The organism is Rhodoferax sp. (genome assembly GCF_012927445.1).
Taxonomy (GTDB): domain Bacteria; phylum Pseudomonadota; class Gammaproteobacteria; order Burkholderiales; family Burkholderiaceae_C; genus Rhodoferax.
Genome location: NZ_JABBPD010000003.1, coordinates 113,428 through 133,747 on the forward strand (window position 1 = coordinate 113,428; position 20,320 = coordinate 133,747).

Consider the following 20,320-nt stretch of genomic DNA (forward strand, 5'->3'; position numbering starts at 1 on the left):
AGGTCGGGCGCATGTCAATGACCCGCATCGCCACCTCCCGAGCCACCTGAGGTCACGGTCCCTACTGAAACACTTGTAGGTTTACCCATCTGAGATGCTTGCAATGCCGCATCCGCCAGCCAGAACTGCTGTTCAGCCGCAATAGCCGCCATGACGCTGCCAATCTGATCTTTTGTATCAGCCAGTAGCTCGAAGACACCGATCAGCATGCCGTTATAGCGAAGAACATTTTCTTCAGCAATCGTCTTGCGTAAGGGCACCACCTCGTCCCGGTAGTGCCGGGCAACGTCGTAAGCGGTGCGATAGGCGGAATAACTCTCGCGCAGGTTCGAGCCGGCGCTCCGTACCGTAGCCTCCAGCCGATTAGCCGCCGCCAGTGTTTGCGCATTCATGGCATCCCGACGCAAACCGCCCCAATCAAACAGGGGTAATCGCAAGCTGATTTCGTACCCGGTGCGTGGCGTGCTGGTGCCAGCGGCGTTATCGAACACCGTGTCGCGTCGTACACCCAACTCAATATCAGTCAGGCTGGTCAAGACATTCAGACCCTGGTTCTTGGCCGCTGACTCAAAGGCCGATTGCGCAAGTTTGATATCGAGGCGCCCAGAATTGGCCATCTTGCCAACGTCTTCCGGGCTGTGGGGGCCTTTAGGCAAATCCGGCAGACGGTCGGGCAATTTGAGTTGCCGAGCCTGGTCGTCCGTCAGGCCAAGGACCCGCACCAGACCTTCGCGGGTGGCTGTCGCTTCATGTTGCGTAGTCGCCAACTGGGTGGCGGCATCTGCATAAAATGCTTGCTGCCGCGCACGTTGCAGCTTGGTGAAGTTGCCGACCGATTGCAGGCGGCGGGCAAGGTCGGCGCTGGCCTGTGCCGCATCAATCACCTGTTGCGCATAGGTCAGATTCTGTTGTGCCGCGACTGCCTTGACCCAAGCCTGGCGCACCTGTGTCACTTGATCGATCACATCTGAGGTCAGTTGAAGCTGAGCCCGCTCAATCCCTCGTTGCGCGATGCCATAGCGCTGTGGCAGGGTCAGCAGGTCAAGCAAGCCGAAAGTGAGTCGCCGCCCCAACTCAACTTCGCTGGCAAAGCTGACGCGCTCAAAAGTGAAGATCGGATTGGCGATGCGGCCGGACTGCGCTGCATTGGCAGCATACGACCAGTTCTGCGCCAGCATCGCCTGCAGGGCCGGACTGTTCATAAGCGCGAGTTGAACGGCATTACCTTGACTCAAGGGTTGGGCCAGCAGTTGGGTTGCCGCACGGTCAAGCGCTGTGTGCTGCTCCTGGGTTTGCGCAAGCGTCAACTTACCCTCCGTGAATTCAGAGGCATCTTGATTCGTTTTGGCGATCGAATTGTCAAAGTTAACACTGGCGCAGCCCGACAACACAATGACCGAGATGGCAGCGACCAGCCATCTGAGGCGTGGAATGCGTGTGTCCCGGATCATGGTTTGTCTCCTTGTCCACCGGTGGCTGGTGCAGACGCACCATCAGGTTGACGGGCTTCCTTGGCGTAGGCGCGCCAGCCACCAATCTTGGCCACCTTGTCATTGGCGTCAATCCAAGAAACGATAGATTGCTCACTGTAAGCTCGGTAATCGACAAATGCTGATTTATAGCTGAGCGTGAGTGAAGACGGCGCAGCATTCTTTGAATCTGGCGTTCTCGGCTGGGAACTGGGTTGTGCGAACGCCATGGGCAGGACCACCGTCAGTCCTACTGGCACGAGCCAGTGAAGGGGAAATGGATACATGAAATCCTCACTTCATCACGTTAGGGAGGTCGCGAGAAGAAAACACACGACGAAATGGAAATAGTTGACCGAAGTGTGCTGGTTCACCCCCAACAGAACGCTGACCGTCAGATTACATTCCTGTTATCTACGCGACAAAAGTTCAAGCTACGCAGAATAACGGCCGCGTTGCTTGCGCAAAAAATACAGGTATCTAAATACTGCACCCTTTCACACTTGCATGTTTAATATATCGGTATAGGCTTGTACGAGGCGATTCCGAACCTGAAGCGTCGACTGGAAAGCAATGTTCGATTTGACGCCAACCAGCATGGTTTGTTCAAGACTCGCCGTTGACTTTTCGAGCTGGAACTCCTTGGAAAGCCGTCCCGATTCCTTTTGCAGGTCACTCGTCGTTTGCAAAGCCTGCACCATCGCATCCTTAAATCCTGTTCCCTGAGCACCGGAGTTCTTGTCGATGGGTCGGTTTATGCCCGCAACCGGGCGGATAAAATCAACTGGTTTCATGGGGACTTTCATTTCATAAGCCTTTCTGGGGGGAAACTGTTTTATCGAGATCGCCACGGGTGCGCGCGATCTCGATCCACTGCAGCAGTTCAGGAGAGGGCGCGTTCGGGCCGGAAGCGCCGCCAACTATCACAACGCCCAGCGGCAACACCGAGGCAATGCGCCGCAGTGATTTTCAATTCAGGTTCATTGCAGTTCGCCACTGGTGACCGTTATTTCTAAAAAGACGCATGAGCATCGTATGAAAATTAAACCGTCACAACGATGACGCAAACATTACGTCTCTGTCATCGTTGCGTAACCCTTTTCAGCGTTAAACCTCTTGGGGCGAAGTGTTCAATTTAATTTACCGACCTTGACGGCACCGCCGCATTTACACCGAGACGATGGACATCGCCCTAAGCAATCGGCAAAGCATAGGTGTTGCATTTTTTCGGTTGATCGATCACAGCGTCGTGATTCGAGACCGTCACCATTGGTGCGTGATCTCAGTTCTCGGTGTCTACCTGCGCACGTCAAGCTATTTGTCGCCTCATTCATGCAGCCAACGGCCAAATATCGTTACAGTCCAAATGCGCATTGAGCTGGCAGACAAAGAATTTATTCTTCGCCTTCGTTCTCATCACTAAGCCTTGCAAGCAGTTCGATGGAAAAAGGCCGCAATGTGCTGAATCGCCTTAACAAAACGCTGACCGTCAGATTACATTCCTGTCATCTACGCTGCTCCGATGTCCGAGCAGCGCAAAATGGCGGCCACATTACATGAACAAAAAAATTTGCAGGACAGACCGAGCGTAGCGAAGCTCTGTTCTCAACTGAATAGGAGATGCCATGAGAATCCTCATTGTTGAGGACGAACCGAAGACGGGGGACTACCTGAAACAGGGCTTGATCGAAACCGGCTTCATTGTCGATTTGGTCCGCGACGGCCGCGACGGCCTACATCATGGACTCACCGAGGCTTACGACCTGGTGATTCTTGATGTAATGCTGCCCGGCATTGACGGCTGGGCGGTCTTGGCAGGCATCCGCAAGGCTGGCAAAGACACGCCTGTGCTGTTTCTGACCGCTCGCGACCACGTGGATGACCGAGTCAAGGGTTTGGAACTCGGCGCGGACGACTACCTGGTCAAGCCCTTTGCTTTTTCCGAGCTACTGGCGCGGGTACGGACCCTGTTGCGTAGAGGAAGTAAAGCCTCAGCTGCGGAGTTCCTGCGGGCGGCCGATCTGGAACTTGATTTGTTGCGGCGTCGGGTCACCCGCTCGGGGAAGCGGATTGATCTGACGGCGAAAGAATTTGCCCTGCTTGAGCTGCTGCTGCGCCGCCAGGGCGAAGTACTGCCTCGCTCGCTGATTGCATCGCAGGTGTGGGACATGAACTTCGACAGCGACACCAACGTCATCGAGGTTGCCATGCGCCGTTTACGCGTCAAACTTGATGATAATTTTGAACCCAAACTCATCCGCACCGTGCGCGGCATGGGCTACGTTTTGGAGAAGCCTGATTGCGCTTGAATAGACGGCCCTCAATCACCCGACGGTTGACGCTGCTGTTTGTCAGCGCCTCTTCGGCCGTGTTGCTGGCGCTCGGGGTCGTGATCGCCGCCTCGGTGGAAAAGCATTTCGAGGAACAGGACATGGACGCGCTGACGGGCAAGATGGCGCTGGCCCAACACACGCTTGAGCAGTTGAAGTCGCAAGATGATCTCAAACGCATTACGCAACTGCTGGACAACTCGCTGGTGGGGCATCAGGGCCTCGAAGTGATTGTCTTCGAGCCGAATCACGAGGTGATTTTCGCCACACCCAACGCCAACTTTCCGATCGATCTGGTGGCCGCCAGCGCTGCCCGAAACCCTTACCGCCCCATCACATGGGCGCAGGGTGAACAGAACTACCGCGGCATCGCGGCTGAACTGCCGACCGGCCTGCTAACCCGCACGGGCGCTCGTTCAAAGGTGATCGTGGCAGTGGCCACTGACATCGCGCACCATCAGGCCTTCATGCGTTCTTTTCTGCAAACGCTGTGGTTCTTCGTCGCGGGCGCTGCGGCACTGACCGGCTTTCTCGGCTGGGCTGCCGCACGGCGCGGCTTGGCACCGCTGCGTGCCATGCGCGAACAAACGCAAGGGGTCACGGCCCAACAACTGAGCTATCGTTTGCCAGTGGAGTCGGCGCCAGTCGAGCTGGCTGAACTCGCACAATCCTTGAATGAGATGCTGGCGCGGCTGGAAGAAGCGTTTCACCGCCTTTCCGATTTTTCTTCCGACATTGCACACGAGTTACGCACTCCGGTCAGCAACTTGATGACGCAAACTCAGGTCGCCTTGTCGCGCGCGCGCAGTGCCGACCAGTACTGCAGCATTCTCGAATCGAACGCCGAAGAGTTCGAGCACATGGCCCGCATGATCTCGGACATGTTGCTGCTGGCGAAGGCCGAAAACAGCTTGGTGGTACCTACCCGGCAAACGGTCAATCTGGCAGCAGAGGTTCTTGCACTGTTCGAGTATTACGATGCGGTGGCCGAAGAAAAAGGCCTGCACCTGGCACTCGAAGGCGACGGCGAGGTGAGCGCAGACCGGCTCATGTTGCGCCGCGCGCTGGGCAACCTGCTGTCCAATGCGGTTCGGCATTCGGCGGCGAACACCACAGTGCGTGTGCGCCTCAGCGCGAGCCCGAATATGGTCTCGATTTGTATGGAAAACACGGGCGATGCAATTCCCCAGGAGTATTGGGAACGGGTGTTCGACCGTTTTTTCCGGGTTGATCCGTCACGGCAACGCAGCAGCGAAGGCACAGGACTGGGACTGGCCATCACCAAGTCAATCGTCAACGCCCATGGCGGCACGATCTCGGTGGCATCGATTAGCGCCGTGACCACGTTCACTATCAGACTGCCGCGCGTACCCTGAAATCCGACGCCTGCCAGTATCAAGTTTTTGTTGGTGCGGACGACGATTCGTCAATATAGGTTGATCCGCAGCGGGCGGCATTGAGTGCCGGGACCATGTGTTTTTTGCACCAGGTGTGCGGTACCGACTTTGTGCAACTGAGATCGCATTGAATCATGCCCGTTTGTTCACCTTCATACGTATGCGGCTGGTGAACTCATATTGCTGGGCGGCGTAATTTTTAGGAGTATCGTGTCCACTTTAATATAGGTGAACACGTGCACACTTCAGAAATTCAATTTCCAGGCGCTGGTCGTCGGCGCGGACGCTACAGTGACGAATTCAAACGCAAGGTTGTTCGCGCTTGCCTTGAGCCGGGCGTCAGCCAGGCGAATGTGAACTTTGACAAGCAACAGGCCATTGTCACATTTGACGGTGCCAGAACCAATGTGGACGCGCTGACCGAATCCACCAAGAACGCAGGTTACCCATCCACGGTCATGGAGGCTGCCAATTGAACACCGTCACGCGGGAGTCCACGCTGACTTGCCCTGAGTGTGGCTTTTCAAAGAGTGAGACGATGCCCACTGATGCCTGTCAATGGTTTTACGAATGCACTGAATGCCATGCCGTGCTCAAACCCCTGCCGGGTGACTGCTGCGTGTATTGCTCGTATGGCACGAACCCTTGCCCGCCAATTCAGGAAAGTGGCAACCAAAGTGGGTGTTGCGGTTGACATTCTGATCATCAATACAACGTTATTGTCGAAAAAAGGTTCTGACGAACAACCGCGCAGGTCTACACACCGGTGGTTTTCGCCATCTTGCCGCCCTTGCTGCTGGGTGGAAATTGGCTCACCTGGCTCGACAAGGCTCTCGTTCCGCTCGTCATTGCCTGCCCTTGTGCGCTGGTGATTTCAACGTCTGTGACCATCGTGAGTGATCTGGCAGCAGCTGCGATTTCCCAGTCTACCGTTTCACCCGTGCAAGGGCCAGTACGGTCACGCGGTGGTGCATTCGTGTGCATTTGCACGACAACAAATTGGCTGATAAGTAGTTTGAGCTAGTCAACGGCTCCAGGAACAGCAGTCCAGGTTCAAGGGGTGTACCCCGACCGCTGCATGCCCAATGGCGTTTGGTGAACATTTCATGATCTTTCATGCACCAACGCACTTGATGATCTACCTTATGTGCGGCAGATAGCATCATCCACCCTGCGAAACTATCTAGACAAGCTGCAGCAAGCAGGTGCGCATTCAGCCATGATTCAAATGCGGGTGACCAATGAACTGAGGAAATCGGCGAGTCTTTGGATATCCAGCCAAGCAGCCCATATGGAACAATACCCCGGTTTGAAACAGCTAAAGTAGCGGGAATCCGCCTTCCCTCCCATTGCATCCGCCAGCGGATAAATGCCAACGCGATTTCACAAAAGGGTTTTGTTTTCTCACCCTCCAAATCCCACCACAAGGTTTTCATCGCTAGTTGAGCGCAACTGCGGTGTTGGCAAACATGGTGACGCCAAAGATGTCGGCGAACCGTGCGATAGATAGCCCACGCTTCTTGAAGCTTTTGATCAGTTTCCGATGCTACCGATTTGATTGCTCGCCTTACGCTCGGCATGCTTGACTTTGCTTGGGTGGCATGTGGGCTATGCATTGGTTCTGCGAACGTGAAACTTGGCGCCAGCAGGTTGAGACTAGCTTGGGTTTCCTTGCAGTTATGGATCGATACGGAGACGAGGACGTCAGTAACGAACTGGCGAAATGAAGCACTGCGCCGATAAATATCCGGTTTACTTATGAATAGCGGCATATACGGTCTACCTACCAACGCTTTGCATGCATTGACCATCGTTGGTAGCTGGTCGCTGAAGCGAATCAACTCAGAATAATCAGCAAACAGTAGTGCCGCGTCAGCTTTCATCTCCAGCGTACGCGCAGGTGATCGTATGGCCAGCGCGAAATCCTTTCCGCAGCTTGGACAGCTGAATAATTCGCCTCGAATGGTCGCGTTCAACCTGTAGGGAAGAGGCGATGAACATCGTGTACAACGACGCAACAACATATGGCCGTGTAATGGGCATACGCTGGAGTAATTGAGTTGAAACGCGGGGGAATGAAAGCCGTGTTTGGCACAGTAGGGACACCAAACCAAGTCAGTTGAGGCAATCTGTGTTGCGTTGGGGAAAAGTGATTCAACAAAGCCCAAGCGTACCCGCGCTGTGTCAAGTCGCAGTAAGTTGGCCAGTCGCGCCACCCGAAAGTCCTTGGTATAACGGAGATCAACTACCGGAAAGTGAGGTCGACCTGGAAGCCTGTTTTTACTCTCAGATGAATTTTTCTCCACAAAAAGCTCACACAGCTCACGGGTCGAAAGTACATTCAAACTACCAAACTTCGCCAAGAGTCCATAAACAGAATCGCTACCGCAATACCATTCAGGACGCCAGCACCAGTTGGCTTCAGGTACTGTCGAGCAGTCAATAAGGATTGGCGCTGCTGATGGACGGGAAACCACCGTCTACCCCTCGGAATCCGGTTCGATATCGAGAAGAAGCTCTTCTTCAGCCATCGAAAAGCGGGAATCGGCTACTGCCTGTTTCCACAGCGCTGGCGTGAAAGCAAAGTCGGCACCGTCTTGTCCAATCTCCGTCAAGGCGATCTCCACCGACCTTACAAAGTAGGTCATCGGGACTTCCAGCGCTGTTCGAAAGCCACCTTCCGCATGCGCATCTTCAAACTGCTGCCACAGAGACTGCGCTTGCCCGGCAAGGCGTGCGCCATTGGCCCACGCTTGGGGTAAGAAAAAGCGAGTGAACGTCCAGTCAGAATCAGTCGGATAGCAAGCCGTGTCATACCCGAGCAAGCAACTGGCGGCATCTTCGACACTGCATACCCCATGGAATTCGATGTCGTCAATCATAAAGCGCCCGACAATTTGAGTATGCCGGGCTTGCTTTAGTGCAGTTTTCTGGTTTTTCAGCTGAGGCTGTCCTATGAGGAACGTGATCATGCGATACCCCCGCGTTTCCAGATCATCGTGAACTTCGCGCAGCCATTCATATTCCTCGATCTGAAGCTTTTGAGCTTCATCTGCAAAGACCACCAAAACGTTTTGCTTGGAGGCCACCAACAACTCAAGGAGTTTGTTGAGCAGTCGGATTCGCTTCTGATACGCCATTCCGCTTTCGGCCTTCTCGTGACCAACAGCCCGTAGCAGGTTCGAAAAAAAAGAAGCCTCGCTTGGCGTTTTTTTCTTGTGACACGAAAAGGTCAAGGTGACAATGCGCGGAAAATCCATCCTCAGAGAAGTTGCAACATAACGGGCAGCATAGGTCTTACCATACCGGGTCATGGCATAAACGATAGCACCCGGCACACGGAGCTTGATACATTTCTTGACGCGGGAATACAACTCGTTGATTGATGGTGTTGGGACGATGTATTTCTGTATCGAAACGGGGTGTGTTTCGAGAGGAACGGGTCGATAAAAATCAATTGACATGTACCCGCCCTAAAATAAAACGGTTTTCTTCAACGTCAACGGGGTGGGCTCAACGGTTTCTATCAGCGCTGGCGCTTTAGTTTTCTTTGGCAGACTGACCTGCGCATCAGAAATGGTCGACTTGGGCTCCTCTGCGGATCCAAAAATTCCGTCGCCGTGAGCGGTTGCACTCGCAGCAGCATTGATGCCGGCACGTACACCTGCAAGTGCATTCCCTGCACGTTTATTTTGCTTTGCTTCTGCCCGTTTGAATTTGACGTATGCTTCCACCGGGTTGTCTGCATCGTCGTACTTCAGAAGTTTAAGTCGATGCATCCGCAAAATTTCCTTGCGTAAGCGTAGCGAGTGAGGGGTGATCCGCCATTGGCGACTGGCAACAAGTATGCCTAGCTCCGAACCATCTTCGAAAAACGCGTGAATCTTACGAATGTCTCGGGCCATGAAGTAGATGCGTAACTTCCTGCCAACTAATTCAGGTCGACTACCAAGGATGTCGCAGGTGTAGCGTACTCCTTCAAAGTTGACATGAGGCAAGCCAGATCCACGAATGGTCTTGATCGTTGCCTCCTTCAGAAGAAAAAGTTGGTGACGTTTGGTAGCGGGCAATGTCTGTATGAGGAACTCCGGCTTGGCAACCATGTAACGCAACGCTTCCAGCGGTGTTCGACCGCCCAAACCGCTGGAGGACTCCCCATTCATGTTGGCGAGCAAGACTTCAACCATTTGTTCGAGTTGGTCAAGAGTCATCAACATCGGTAAATTAGAGCCCACATCCGCAAGGTGACGAACCGGGTCCGATGGACTTGAGCCCAGACTTCCCGGAACCTGATGAAATCCACACTGCTCCAACAGTCCGAAAAACCGCTCGATGAAAGCGCGATCATCAGGCTCTCCGAGCCGTCCAGAGATCGCCCAGCAACCCACGACATTAGTCAAACGATCCAGTGTGTCTTGGGCCAAGTGACTTTTAGCGCTGTCAAAGTGAAACCAGTTCCAGCGGCAGTATTCCAATTGCGGGAGCACCTCATTGGGAAATCCACCTCCGTCGCGCACTGCCAAGCCTGGCATCGTGAGTTTGATTTTCCTGTGTGGAACGATGGCGGCTTGCAAAGCTTCCGCGACGTCATCTTTGTTGTATTCAACACCCAATGCAAGGTGATAACCCAGAATCGCACTACTGGCGACATCGACAACAACAAGAATCCAAATGCGGCGGAGTTCGACAAGAGTCTCCAGGCCAAACGGGTCCGGCACAACAAGCGTGATTCGAATGTCTATCTTATGGCCATCAAACTGCACCAGCTTGAACGGTATGTCCCCGATGGGCCAAAGCTTGAAGTCTGGCGACTCTTTCGGTGCAACACTTGGGGTAGTCTCATTTGCCAGGCGATGTGATCCTCCCTGCTCCCGGGTAATGCGCCGTACCGCAGCCTGAAATGAGCGGTAGCCCAACATGTCTTGGTTCAGCGGATACTCACCTGGCTGAACACCCTCCTTCTTACACCGATTGATGAATTCCCGGTGCAACGAACGAATCGACTTGTTTACTTCGCGCATTTCGCCTTCTCGAAGGGGCCGACTTCTTTCACGCACCCTTTTCCTCAGCCATTTATCAAGTTCATCAAAGCGCCTGAGAAGCTGATTAAAAGCACCTGCTGCGGCCGAACCGGACAGGACCGACGATGATGGTACGACTGCAATGCGTTCGTATTCCTTGACGTGTTTGTAAGGGATGAGCCCACGAAGTCCCTGAACTCGACCGTCTTCGGCTTTGCTCACAACCCGGTCCAGCAAGCGATAAAGCTGCTTGCGATAAACGGTCGTGACGCGTTCAATCTCTTTCATTGAGACATCTGGTTCCTGCACAAAAAGCCTGAACGCTTCCAGATTATTCTTGTAAGCAAGGGCTGTGGCCGGATTGTCTGCAAATGCGGACTCGTCAACTTTGGGAAGGTTCTCAAAGTCGTTCAGAATCTCGGGTATGGATGCACGATTGAAGTTGGCCATGCCAAACACAATGACGCGCGGCAACTTCATACCTTCACCACTTTTGTGAAGGAGTTGAGTTGGATCGTGTCAATAGAGTCACATTTGAGGTGACCCCGCGCAAGCAAGGTGAATACGGCTGCCCTCACAAGCATGGCGTCCACGTCGGCAATGTCGTTTTCGATATCCTGCAAGGTGGCGGTTTGCAGAATTGCTTTCTCACAATGATTCACCAAGTGATCAGTTACCTGACCGCGATGTGCAATCAAATGTTGCAGGATTGAAGACCAGTTGTCGTACCTGATGCGGTTCGTCTCAAAATCCGCGATGTTGACAATCTTGACGTGGGCCTTATTGTCTTCGGCCCACCTGCAAAACTGGTTAAATGCCGACGTCTCAGTACCTGTGATTTCGACATCCGAAGGTCGCTTCAAAATATAAAAGGTAGCAACACCACCACAAATCGCCCAAAAATCAACCATTTGGCGGGGTTTGGTATTGGGAATTAGCAAGGGACGTTCACAGACGGTGGACACGTCAACATTTGCTTCCAAATCGATAAATTGGCACAGTGCAGGCTTACCGTACAAAGTCATGCGTCGCCCCGCCTTTTGGCTATACACATCAATACGATAGGAACCGTACGGTTGCTGATCGCTTGCAGAGGCGGTATAGGTCAAGGTCATGACATTTGTTCTAAATCATTGATTTGTATTTATAGGCTCGCTTCTGGAGATGTCAAATTTACTTCGCAACAAAAGGAAGTAAAAGTGACACAGACTTGTGTGTAACCCGCATGAAGCCTCGCTTTCAGCGCAGCAGATACGATTTCATCGTCTTTCAGATAGCATGACAAATGCGCCAAGTGTCATATTTACTTCCCGAATCCGCCAAATGACAGATTTACTTCCTACTTCTGCGAAGTAAAAGTGACCCACTTATGGGGTGCTTCCAATGAAAGCCGAATTTATAGATGTGTCACATTTATTTCGCCGGATGACCGTCCAGCAACCCAGTCTGACCGACGATCTCGGTGCTTACCTTCACTTCATGGTTGAAGTGGATGGCTCTGATTTGTTTTTATCAGTAGGCGCTGTGCCCACCGTTAAAGTCGAAGGCAACATGCGCAAGTTAGATATGCCTGCGCTGCAAGCCAATCGGGTCAAAGAGCTTGCCTACTCCATGATGAATGAATCACAGATGCGTCAGTTTGAGGCGGATCTGGAATGTGATCTCGCCGTCGGGATTGAATCGCTTGGGCGCTTTCGGTTGAATGTTTTTTTTCAGCGTGGCCAAGTCGGCATGGTTGTGCGATACGTCAAAAACAAAATTCCTTCCATCGCTAACCTCAAATTGCCGGCCATCTTGCAGAAGTTGGCCATGCTGAAGCGCGGCCTGATCCTGGTGGTGGGTGCTGCGGGTTCGGGCAAATCAACCACACTGGCCTCCATGCTTGACTATCGAAATGAGGAAGCTCCCGGTCACATCCTGACCATTGAAGATCCCATTGAATTTCTTCATCCGCATAAACAGTGTGTGGTGGACCAGCGTGAAGTTGGCCTGGATACCCATTCGTTTGATGAGGCACTCAGACACGCCATGCGTGAAGCACCGGACGTGATCATGATTGGTGAGATCCGCGACCTCATGACCATGCAGCACGCCATGAACTATGCAGAAACCGGTCATCTGTGTCTCTCGACCTTGCACGCCAATAACGCCAATCAGGCAATTGAACGCATCATCAATTTTTTCCCGGTAGAGTCAAGAAAACAGACTCTGATGGATCTTTCTCTCAATCTCAAAGGTGTGGTTGCGCAGCGTTTGATTCAGGGCACGAGCAACAAGTTAGTTCCGGCGACCGAAATCATGTTGCAATCCCCTTTCATTTCTGACCTGATCCAGAAAGGTCAGATCGACCAGATCAAGGCCGCTATTGCCAAAAGTGTTGAGATTGGAATGCACACCTTTGACCAGTCCTTGTTCGATCTGTTCACTCGGCATGACATCACCTTGGCACAGGCCATTGATTACGCGGACTCCAAGACTGACTTGTCGCTTCATATCAGGCTCAGCGCCGGCAAACCACCGGAATCAAATGGTTTGACTATTGAACGATAGCAACGCGGTACCCCTCCATGGTCTGGCCCCTGCCCTCCAAACTCCAGTTCGCCCCTGATGCGGGGGCACTGGCGACGCTCGAGGTCGAGGTTCACCTGCTTGATGGGCAACTCATTCGCGGCTCAATGCCTTCCGATGAAAATCTGTCTGCAATCTCTGAACTGAAATTGATATTTATGGGGCAAGAGATCGCCCTTCCAGTTTCTGACATTCGCAGCGTGGCGTGCGCAGGTTTGCTTATGGCCGAAACTGATTCGGACTTACTCTCGGAACATGCGCACCGTCTTGAACACGAAGATGCTCTCATTTTTCATGCTCTTTTTATTGATGGAAAAACACTGGATGGTCAGACCTGTGGCTATGTAAACATGCGCGCCGGCGGTGTTTACCTTTATGTTCGGCAAGAAGATTCCCGGTTCATTGCCCTGTGGGTACCCAGAAACTCGCTTCAAAGTATTCGTATTGACTCCCCTGACCCGGCCGTCTTGTCGCACGTATCTGCTGAGTTGGCCGTGCCGGCAGAAGAATCCATTGTGACGGCGACTCTGCCACAGGTATCAGGGCTGGCCAGCAACATGGACGAACTCGCCATCCTGCTGGAGGACGCCCGCGGGAAACCCATGATTACAGCCGCCCAGGCCTTGTTTGAGCTCAAACTGATGGACGAGGCGACGTTTCTTGATTTGCAAAGCGACAAGTCTGGAAAACTACGAACCTATATTGATGACCAGCTGGCCAAGTCTGACACCTTCAAACTGCAACTTGAGCACGCCAGAGCGCGTATGGTCAAGACGCCCGAGGTTAACGCCGATACATTCCAGATTGATTCGCAGGCTCTAACCAAGATTTCCTGGAATATTGCTACTAGACAATCGGTGGTGCCGCTGGGAATGATTTCGGGGACGCTCTACGTGGCGTCATCCGCGCCCATGAGTCGGGAGTTGGAAGACCGGTTAAGCATGATTGCCGGTTGCCATCTTGCGCTGGTCTGGGCATCCAAAGCGCATATCGATGCAAGGATTACCCGGGAAACTCAAATCATTCTGCCCATTCAAGACAGCCCAGCGAGCGTGCTGGTCATAAAAACAGGGGCGCCTGAAGCGGCCGTGCAGGATCTTCAGACCTTGCTGATGTCTGCTCAGAATGAGATCAAAGTAGAAGGCGCAGAAGTCCACAGCAATGCAGTTGATGAGCGTTCCAGCGTTGTGTTGTTGGTTAAACGCATGATCATGGATGCGCACAAACAAAAGGCCTCGGATATTCATATTGAGACCAACCCTGGAGAAGAGCCTTCGCGGGTTCGCTTTCGCATTGACGGTGATCTGGAAGAGTATCTGAAGCTGCCAACGGATTTGCGCGCCGCGTTGGTATCCCGCATCAAGGTGATGAGCAAACTCGATATTTCAGAGCGACGACGTCCGCAGGACGGAAAAATCAATTTTTCTGATTTTTCTGATATCAAGCTCGAATTGCGTGTCGCCATTCTTCCGACCCATGACAATTTGGAAGATGTCGTGATGCGCTTGCTGGCATCGTCAAAACCGATTCCGTTGGCCCAGTTGGGGTTTTCTACGCGTGATGCCGAAATCGTGAAACGGTTATCGCAGCACCCCTACGGACTTTTTCTTGCCTGTGGTCCGACAGGCTCAGGCAAGACGACCACCCTGCACTCCTTGCTCAGTGAAATCAACACCGAGAGTCGAAAAATATGGACCGCTGAAGATCCAATTGAAATCACCCAGTCCGGCTTGCGCCAACTTCAGGTCAACCCGAAGATTGGGCTGACTTTTGCTGCGGCTATGCGCGCTTTCTTGCGGGCCGATCCGGATGTCGTCATGATCGGCGAGGTGCGGGACGATGAGACGGCGCGTGTTTGCATTGAGGCCTCTCTCACCGGTCACCTGGTTTTTTCAACGTTGCACACCAATGGTGCGGCAGAAAGTGTTGTCCGTTTGCTGGACTTGGGCATGGATCCGTTGAACTTTGGGGATTCCCTGATCGGTATCGTGGCCCAGCGGCTGGTTCGCAGCCTGTGCAAATATTGTGCGACGACCAAGGTGCTGACTACCGAAGAATCTGATGCACTTGTGCATGAATACATCGAGGGTACAGAGGTCCCACTGGAAGAAGGACGCAAGCGCCTTTGGACTGCGGCCTCCGCGAGCTCAAGCGACCCTGCCGCATCGGTAGTCTCCGTGCATGAGGCGGTGGGTTGTGAGCGGTGTGGAGGGCGAGGCTATAAAGGCCGCTTGGGCATTTATGAAGTCCTGGAAAACGTGGGAGGCATGAAACACAAAATCCAGACGCGGGCACCGACTTCAGAAATTTTTGCCGAAGCCTCCCGGGCCGGCATGCGGACCTTGCGCCAGGATGCGCTTGAAAAAGTAGTGGCTGGCTTGATTGATTTGCCGCAGGCCAGAACCGTTTACGCCTGAATCAGGACACTGAAAAACCAACCGTCGGGGCACTTGGATCGGCAAACGAGGAGCCGAGTGCAATTTCACCGCGTCCATGCAAGACACATTCTTCACGCCGGAGCAGCAAGTCTGAGCCGCCACCCGAAAAACGAACCCAACAGCCGTAGGAGCTGACATCGACCAGCATCACGCTGCCATTTCGCCAGTCAATGCGGGCATGCGTTCGGGAAACGCGGGGATCGTTGATGACAAATTCAACTTGACGTATGCGCCCAATGTGAATCGGCAGCTCGAACGATTTGAAAGTCTTGACGGTGTCCTTCCAGGTCAGCTCAATCTGTCCGCCCAACGCATCCTTATTACTGGCGTCGAGCAAGGGGTCAAGTTCCGCCTGCATCGTCAAAAAATCGGAGGCGACATCATCCTGCCACTCGACCTGGTAAACCGTACAGGGCTCGGCCCGTCCCCGAATGCTGATGGGCCCCAGAATACGAAAACGCACGCCATCGGCTTCGTCAGCACCCGTCAGCGCTGCGCTATTGGCCCATATCTGCTGAGGACCGGAAAGGTCACTCAGGCGAGCCGCGACATTTACGGCATCCCCATAACAATCTCCGTCCACCAGTTCGACATCGCCACTGGCAACGCCTATGCGGATCGGCAGGCGGTTGGCAGCCGGCATTTGGGCCATGCGCCTGAGGTGACTGCGCTGCATCTCCACCACGGCATCGATGGCCGACGGGTTGTCATCAAACAGCGCCAGTACGCCATCCCCCAGCATTTTGACCACACGTCCGCCGTGCGATTCAACTATTTTGGCAATCCAGTTCGTTACCTGCGTAATCGCCTGTGTTGCCTTGGCATTGCCCAGGGCTTCAAAGACACCTGTGCTGCCAAAAAGATCGGTGAATACAACCGTAGTGTGAACGCCCATTCCCAACCGATTCCGTTTCTTAAGATTGAGGACAGTTTAGGTCATATCCGAGACGCATCAGAGGTGACCCCAAAACAGCAGGGCATCGCGCCCTTCCACCACCAGATCAGTTTTTGCACCTACCGGCAAAATGACTTTGGTGGCGACATGACCGTAGGGCAAATTGGTAAGCACCGGCACCTTGAGCTGCTGGCGTAGCCAGTTCACCACGCTCTGCAACTTGAAACCCCGGTCGTGGGGGACCAGCTTGAATGCCGTAAATTGACCCAGCACAATTGCTTTTTGACGTGCCAGTACGCCGGCGTGCAGCAGTTGGGTGAGCATGCGTTCAATCCGATACGGATGCTCACCCACGTCTTCCAGAAACAGGATGCCCCCTTTAATCATCGGAAAATAAGGGGTGCCCAGCAAGGAGACCAATACCGACAGGTTGCCCCCCCAAATGGTCGAGTTCTTTATACTAAATTCGGCTCTAGCCCCCGTGTCTTCTGCGGGAGTAGCTATTGAATTGGTAGTGGTTGGGTGTGTCTCCCGATTTTGACGCCAACCTGCCCCCTCCCCTTGCCCACTGATGAGATCGTCAAAGCAGGCCTCCATGATGTCGTCGGGTACCTGCTCTTTCCCGCCAGCTGGGCCATCGGCCTGGTTCGTCTTGCCGCCAACCCCGAAGCCTTCGCACAATGCCGGTCCGGCCCAAGTTACATCACCGGTGCGGGCCAGTACGGCGCTCTGAAACGCCGTGAAATCGCTGATGCCGACAAACAGCGTGCCCTTTTCAATGGCTTTGGCGACCTTTTTGTAGTTAATACCACTCAGAATGCGGGTCAGGCCATAGCCGCCTCGTGATACCAAAGCGACGTCGGCGCCGCTGGCGGCTGCACGGTGGATGGCGGCGAGCCGGGTTTCGTCGTCACCGGCAAAACGCAGATGACTGGCTAGCGCCGCTTCATCAATTTCAACGTCGTGCCCCAGCGTTTTGAGTCGCGCCACACCACGCCGGAACGCCGCCTTGTCACGCACGGCACCGGAAGGAGAGTAGATATAGATGTGTTTTTTCACGAGCTTATTTAACCGGTTGGGGAGAGCCGAAATACTGAACCGCCGTTTCGGCGACGGACGCGCCCTGCTCCGGCACGAAGTGTCCAGCCTGCTCCAGGCACATTGGCTCCGGACAAGCCGCAATGCGTTGTTGTAATTCCCGCATGGCAGGCAGACCCAGCACCGGGTCTTGCAGGCCAATGGCCATCAAGGTTGGGCCTGACCAACGCGCCTGCCAGAAGTCACAAGCCTGGCCCAGAATGGCCGCGCCGTTGGAGTTCTTGAGTTCCGTCAACAGGGATGGAAAGGCCCGAAGCGCAGCACGGTGACCACGGTCCGGAAACGGCGCCGCGTAGGCGGCACATTCCTGCGGACTCATGGCCGGATGGCCCTGGGCAACCCAGCGGGCGATGTCAAATTCTGGTTTTTTGGCGCACATCTCGCGCCAGTCCACAAAACCGGGTGATAACAAGGCGTCGCCGCTGCCGAGGGTGCTGTTCATCACCAGCAGGCCGGCGTAGCGTTGCGCGGCAGCCATCGGCAAGGTCAGCCCTAGCAGTCCGCCCCAGCCCTGCACTACCAAGATGACGTTTTTCAGATCCAGTTGTTCAACCAACTCCAGCAGGATCTGGCGATGCCAGGTGAACTGGTGAACCCCCTCCTTTTTGGGTTTGTCGCTCTTGCCAAAACCAATAAGATCGGGTGCGACCACCCGGCTACCGGCTGAAAGCAAGACCGGAATCATTTTTCGGTACAGGTAGCTCCAGGCCGGGTTGCCATGCAGACAAAGGTAAGTCAGCGGTGCATCGCCCGGGCCAAGGTCCAGGTAATGCATGCGCAGGCCATTCAGGCTGGGCAGGTCACTGATGTAATGGGGAGGCCATGGATAGTCCGGCAGTTGCGCGAAGCGTGCGTCGGGTGTTCGCACGGCGTCATCGCGCACCGGGCTGCTATGTAACCGGATGGCATCGCGTTTTTGTTTGAAGAAATCCTGCAGCAAGCTGGCACACGCATGCGCCAGTACCCCGCCTTGCACTTGCGTGTGGTGGTTCAGTTGGGGGTTGGCGAGTAAATCCAGCACCGAGCCAGCGGCACCTGTTTTCGGGTCCGGCGCACCAAAGACCACGCGTTTAAGGCGTGCATGCAGCATGGCGCCAACACACATGGGACAGGGCTCAAGCGTGACAAAAAGCTCGCAATCGTCCAGGCGGTAGTTGCCCAAAGCCAGTGCCGCGGCACGGAGCGCCACAATTTCAGCGTGGGCGGTCGGATCGCTCCGACCAATCGGCGCATTGTGGCCAACGGCAATCACCTGCCCGTCCCGAACGAGCACAGCGCCTACCGGTACTTCCCCCGCGGCCAGGGCAACCTGCGCTTGCGCCAACGCAAGCGCCATGAAAGTGGCGTCATCAGCCGCCATTTAAGCCCACGTCCGGGATGCCCTCACGGCACCGCGGCCTGCCTCATTCCCACTCAATGGTGGCGGGTGGCTTGCTGCTGACGTCATAGGTCACACGGTTGATGCCGCGCACTTCGTTGATGATGCGGCTGGACACTTTTTTGAGCAGCGCGTAAGGCAGTTCGGCCCAGTCGGCCGTCATGAAATCGCTGGTTTGCACTGCGCGCAAGGCCACCACGTAATCGTAGGTGCGGCCATCGCCCATCACGCCCACGCTCTTGACCGGCAAGAACACGGTGAACGCCTGGCTGGTCAGGTCGTACCAGCTTTTGCCACTTTCTTCATCAATGAAGTTACGCAGCTCTTCAATGAAGATGGCGTCGGCTTTGCGCAATAAATCGGCATATTCCTTCTTCACCTCACCCAGAATCCGCACGCCCAAACCTGGACCCGGGAATGGATGACGGTACACCATGTGGTACGGCAAGCCCAGCGCCACGCCCAACTCACGGACTTCGTCCTTGAATAATTCGCGGAGCGGCTCCAGCAATTTGAGGCCCAGCAGTTCCGGCAAACCACCCACGTTGTGATGGCTCTTGATGACCACAGCTTTTTTAGACTTGGCAGCACCCGACTCAATCACGTCAGGGTAAATGGTGCCCTGCGCCAGCCATGCCACATGCCGCGAATGATCGTTTTTGAGTTTGCCAGCTTCCGCCTTGAACACTTCGACAAATTCGCGGCCAATGATCTTGCGCTTGGCTTCAGGTTCGCTCACGCCCGCCAGATGACCCAAAAACTGATCAGCAGCATCGACCCGAATCACCTTGGCGTGCAGCTTGCCGACAAACATCTCCATCACCATGTCGCCTTCGTTCAGGCGCAACAAACCATGGTCAACGAACACGCAGGTGAGCTGGTCGCCAATGGCGCGGTGAATCAGCGCCGCCGCCACCGATGAATCGACCCCACCGGACAAGCCCAAAATGACTTCATCGGTGCCGACCTGAGCGCGGATTTGTTCTACCGCCTCGCTGATGTAGTCACCCATGATCCAGTCAGGCCGGGTGCCGCAGATGTCCAGAACAAAACGTTCCAGAATTGCCGCGCCGCGCTTGGTGTGCGTGACTTCAGGGTGAAACTGCACGCCGTAAAAGCGGCGATCTTCGTCGGCCATGCCGGCAATCGGGCAGCTGTCGGTGCTGGCCATCACTTTGAAGCCATGCGGCAGTTCGGTGACCTTGTCGCCATGGCTCATCCACACCTGCAACATGCCGTGCCCCATGGCGGTTGTGTAGTCCTGAATGCCTTCCAGCAACTGGGTATGGCCGTGCGCACGCACATCGGCTGGGCCAAACTCACGTTTGTGCCCGCTTTGCACGATGCCACCCAACTGGTGTGCCATGGTTTGCATGCCGTAACAAATGCCAAGCACCGGCACCCCCAATTCGAACACCGCTTGCGGCGCTTTGTCCGTGGTTTCTTCGTACACACTGGCGTGACTGCCCGAAAGGATGATGCCCTTGAGCTTGCCGTCACGGGCATAAGCACGAATCCAGTCATCGGTCACATCACAGGGATGAACTTCGCAAAAAACATGCGCTTCACGGATGCGACGCGCAATCAGTTGGGTGACTTGGGATCCAAAGTCGAGGATGAGAATTTTTTGATGCATGGCAGAAGAGATATGTTCAGTTCGCGTGCCTTATCCCAGGAACACCGCAGATCTGACTTTGCCAGTCTGCTGGTGTTGCCCCCTGCAAAG

17 protein-coding genes are annotated in these 20,320 nt (G+C 54.4%); 6 read left to right on the forward strand and 11 right to left on the reverse strand.

Annotated elements, in window-relative coordinates; genetic code table 11:
- Positions 1 to 14: 14 nt before the first annotated feature.
- From HHJ17_RS04745 to HHJ17_RS04755, 3 genes are all read right to left on the reverse strand, one after another.
- A complete protein-coding gene (locus tag HHJ17_RS04745; RefSeq protein ID WP_296505085.1) occupies positions 15 to 1,451 on the reverse strand; it encodes a TolC family protein in 1,437 nt (478 codons plus the stop codon).
- The gene (locus HHJ17_RS04750) at positions 1,448 to 1,756 is read right to left on the reverse strand and encodes a hypothetical protein (protein WP_296505087.1); all 309 of its coding nucleotides are present in this window, start codon (positions 1,754 to 1,756) and stop codon (positions 1,448 to 1,450) included. Before HHJ17_RS04750 ends, HHJ17_RS04745 begins: the two co-directional genes overlap by 4 nt.
- Before the next feature lie 210 nt (positions 1,757 to 1,966).
- Positions 1,967 to 2,263, reverse strand: a complete 297-nt coding sequence (locus tag HHJ17_RS04755; RefSeq protein WP_296505089.1) for a flagellar hook-basal body complex protein FliE — start codon at positions 2,261 to 2,263, stop codon at positions 1,967 to 1,969.
- A gap of 831 nt (positions 2,264 to 3,094) precedes the next feature.
- Here HHJ17_RS04755 and HHJ17_RS04760 point away from each other — a divergent pair.
- The 4 genes from HHJ17_RS04760 to HHJ17_RS04775 all read left to right on the forward strand — a co-directional run bounded on the left by HHJ17_RS04760 (position 3,095) and on the right by HHJ17_RS04775 (position 5,890).
- On the forward strand, positions 3,095 to 3,778 hold the full coding sequence (locus HHJ17_RS04760; RefSeq protein ID WP_296499806.1) for a heavy metal response regulator transcription factor: 684 nt from the start codon (positions 3,095 to 3,097) through the stop codon (positions 3,776 to 3,778).
- Complete coding sequence (locus HHJ17_RS04765) at positions 3,775 to 5,175, forward strand: heavy metal sensor histidine kinase (RefSeq protein WP_296505091.1); 1,401 nt, start codon at positions 3,775 to 3,777, stop codon at positions 5,173 to 5,175. The genes HHJ17_RS04760 and HHJ17_RS04765 overlap by 4 nt, the downstream gene beginning before the upstream one ends.
- Positions 5,176 to 5,432: 257 nt before the next feature.
- Positions 5,433 to 5,672, forward strand: a complete 240-nt coding sequence (locus HHJ17_RS04770; RefSeq protein ID WP_296505093.1) for a cation transporter — start codon at positions 5,433 to 5,435, stop codon at positions 5,670 to 5,672.
- Positions 5,669 to 5,890 carry a GDCCVxC domain-containing (seleno)protein gene (locus tag HHJ17_RS04775; RefSeq protein WP_296505094.1) on the forward strand — a complete coding sequence of 74 codons (222 nt, stop codon included), beginning with the start codon at positions 5,669 to 5,671 and terminating at the stop codon, positions 5,888 to 5,890. Before HHJ17_RS04770 ends, HHJ17_RS04775 begins: the two co-directional genes overlap by 4 nt.
- Before the next feature lie 232 nt (positions 5,891 to 6,122).
- Here HHJ17_RS04775 and HHJ17_RS04780 read toward each other — a convergent pair whose 3' ends face one another.
- The 4 genes from HHJ17_RS04780 to HHJ17_RS04795 all read right to left on the reverse strand — a co-directional run bounded on the left by HHJ17_RS04780 (position 6,123) and on the right by HHJ17_RS04795 (position 11,332).
- Complete coding sequence (locus HHJ17_RS04780; RefSeq protein WP_296505095.1) at positions 6,123 to 7,172, reverse strand: hypothetical protein; 1,050 nt, start codon at positions 7,170 to 7,172, stop codon at positions 6,123 to 6,125.
- 504 nt (positions 7,173 to 7,676) lie between these two features.
- A complete protein-coding gene (locus HHJ17_RS04785; protein WP_296505096.1) occupies positions 7,677 to 8,660 on the reverse strand; it encodes an ATP-binding protein in 984 nt (327 codons plus the stop codon).
- A 9-nt stretch (positions 8,661 to 8,669) separates the two neighbouring features.
- Entirely contained in the window at positions 8,670 to 10,697 is a 2,028-nt protein-coding gene (locus HHJ17_RS04790; protein WP_296505097.1) for a hypothetical protein, read from the reverse strand.
- Positions 10,694 to 11,332, reverse strand: a complete 639-nt coding sequence (locus HHJ17_RS04795) for a hypothetical protein (protein ID WP_296499781.1) — start codon at positions 11,330 to 11,332, stop codon at positions 10,694 to 10,696. Before HHJ17_RS04795 ends, HHJ17_RS04790 begins: the two co-directional genes overlap by 4 nt.
- Positions 11,333 to 11,600: 268 nt before the next feature.
- Here HHJ17_RS04795 and HHJ17_RS04800 point away from each other — a divergent pair, with 268 nt between their 5' ends.
- On the forward strand, positions 11,601 to 12,767 hold the full coding sequence (locus tag HHJ17_RS04800; RefSeq protein ID WP_296499779.1) for a PilT/PilU family type 4a pilus ATPase: 1,167 nt from the start codon (positions 11,601 to 11,603) through the stop codon (positions 12,765 to 12,767).
- Between the two features lie 17 nt (positions 12,768 to 12,784).
- Positions 12,785 to 15,202 carry a GspE/PulE family protein gene (locus tag HHJ17_RS04805; protein ID WP_296505100.1) on the forward strand — a complete coding sequence of 806 codons (2,418 nt, stop codon included), beginning with the start codon at positions 12,785 to 12,787 and terminating at the stop codon, positions 15,200 to 15,202.
- Between the two features lies 1 nt (position 15,203).
- Here HHJ17_RS04805 and HHJ17_RS04810 read toward each other — a convergent pair whose 3' ends face one another.
- From HHJ17_RS04810 to guaA, 4 genes are read right to left on the reverse strand one after another with little or no spacing between them, the layout of a single operon-like run.
- Positions 15,204 to 16,118, reverse strand: coding sequence for an adenylate/guanylate cyclase domain-containing protein (locus tag HHJ17_RS04810; RefSeq protein WP_296503444.1), 915 nt, complete (start codon positions 16,116 to 16,118; stop codon positions 15,204 to 15,206).
- 57 nt (positions 16,119 to 16,175) lie between these two features.
- A complete protein-coding gene (locus HHJ17_RS04815) occupies positions 16,176 to 17,177 on the reverse strand; it encodes an LD-carboxypeptidase (protein WP_296503442.1) in 1,002 nt (333 codons plus the stop codon).
- 4 nt (positions 17,178 to 17,181) lie between these two features.
- Positions 17,182 to 18,576, reverse strand: coding sequence for a tRNA adenosine(34) deaminase TadA (gene tadA / locus HHJ17_RS04820; RefSeq protein ID WP_296503439.1), 1,395 nt, complete (start codon positions 18,574 to 18,576; stop codon positions 17,182 to 17,184).
- A gap of 43 nt (positions 18,577 to 18,619) precedes the next feature.
- Positions 18,620 to 20,230 (reverse strand): glutamine-hydrolyzing GMP synthase, encoded by a 1,611-nt coding sequence (gene guaA, locus HHJ17_RS04825; protein WP_296503438.1) that lies wholly within the window; start codon positions 20,228 to 20,230, stop codon positions 18,620 to 18,622.
- Positions 20,231 to 20,320: the final 90 nt, after the last annotated feature.

Excerpts from the sequence above, each read along its gene's own strand:
- HHJ17_RS04745 (WP_296505085.1), bottom strand. The coding sequence starts at position 1,451 with ATGATCCGGGACACACGCATTCCACGCCTCAGATGGCTGGTCGCTGCC.
- HHJ17_RS04750 (WP_296505087.1), bottom strand. The coding sequence starts at position 1,756 with ATGTATCCATTTCCCCTTCACTGGCTCGTGCCAGTAGGACTGACGGTG.
- HHJ17_RS04755 (WP_296505089.1), bottom strand. The coding sequence starts at position 2,263 with ATGAAACCAGTTGATTTTATCCGCCCGGTTGCGGGCATAAACCGACCC.
- HHJ17_RS04760 (WP_296499806.1), top strand. The coding sequence starts at position 3,095 with ATGAGAATCCTCATTGTTGAGGACGAACCGAAGACGGGGGACTACCTG.
- HHJ17_RS04785 (WP_296505096.1), bottom strand. The coding sequence starts at position 8,660 with ATGTCAATTGATTTTTATCGACCCGTTCCTCTCGAAACACACCCCGTT.
- HHJ17_RS04790 (WP_296505097.1), bottom strand. The coding sequence starts at position 10,697 with ATGAAGTTGCCGCGCGTCATTGTGTTTGGCATGGCCAACTTCAATCGT.
- HHJ17_RS04795 (WP_296499781.1), bottom strand. The coding sequence starts at position 11,332 with ATGACCTTGACCTATACCGCCTCTGCAAGCGATCAGCAACCGTACGGT.
- HHJ17_RS04800 (WP_296499779.1), top strand. The coding sequence starts at position 11,601 with ATGAAAGCCGAATTTATAGATGTGTCACATTTATTTCGCCGGATGACC.
- HHJ17_RS04805 (WP_296505100.1), top strand. The coding sequence starts at position 12,785 with ATGGTCTGGCCCCTGCCCTCCAAACTCCAGTTCGCCCCTGATGCGGGG.
- HHJ17_RS04810 (WP_296503444.1), bottom strand. The coding sequence starts at position 16,118 with ATGGGCGTTCACACTACGGTTGTATTCACCGATCTTTTTGGCAGCACA.
- tadA (WP_296503439.1), bottom strand. The coding sequence starts at position 18,576 with ATGGCGGCTGATGACGCCACTTTCATGGCGCTTGCGTTGGCGCAAGCG.
- guaA (WP_296503438.1), bottom strand. The coding sequence starts at position 20,230 with ATGCATCAAAAAATTCTCATCCTCGACTTTGGATCCCAAGTCACCCAA.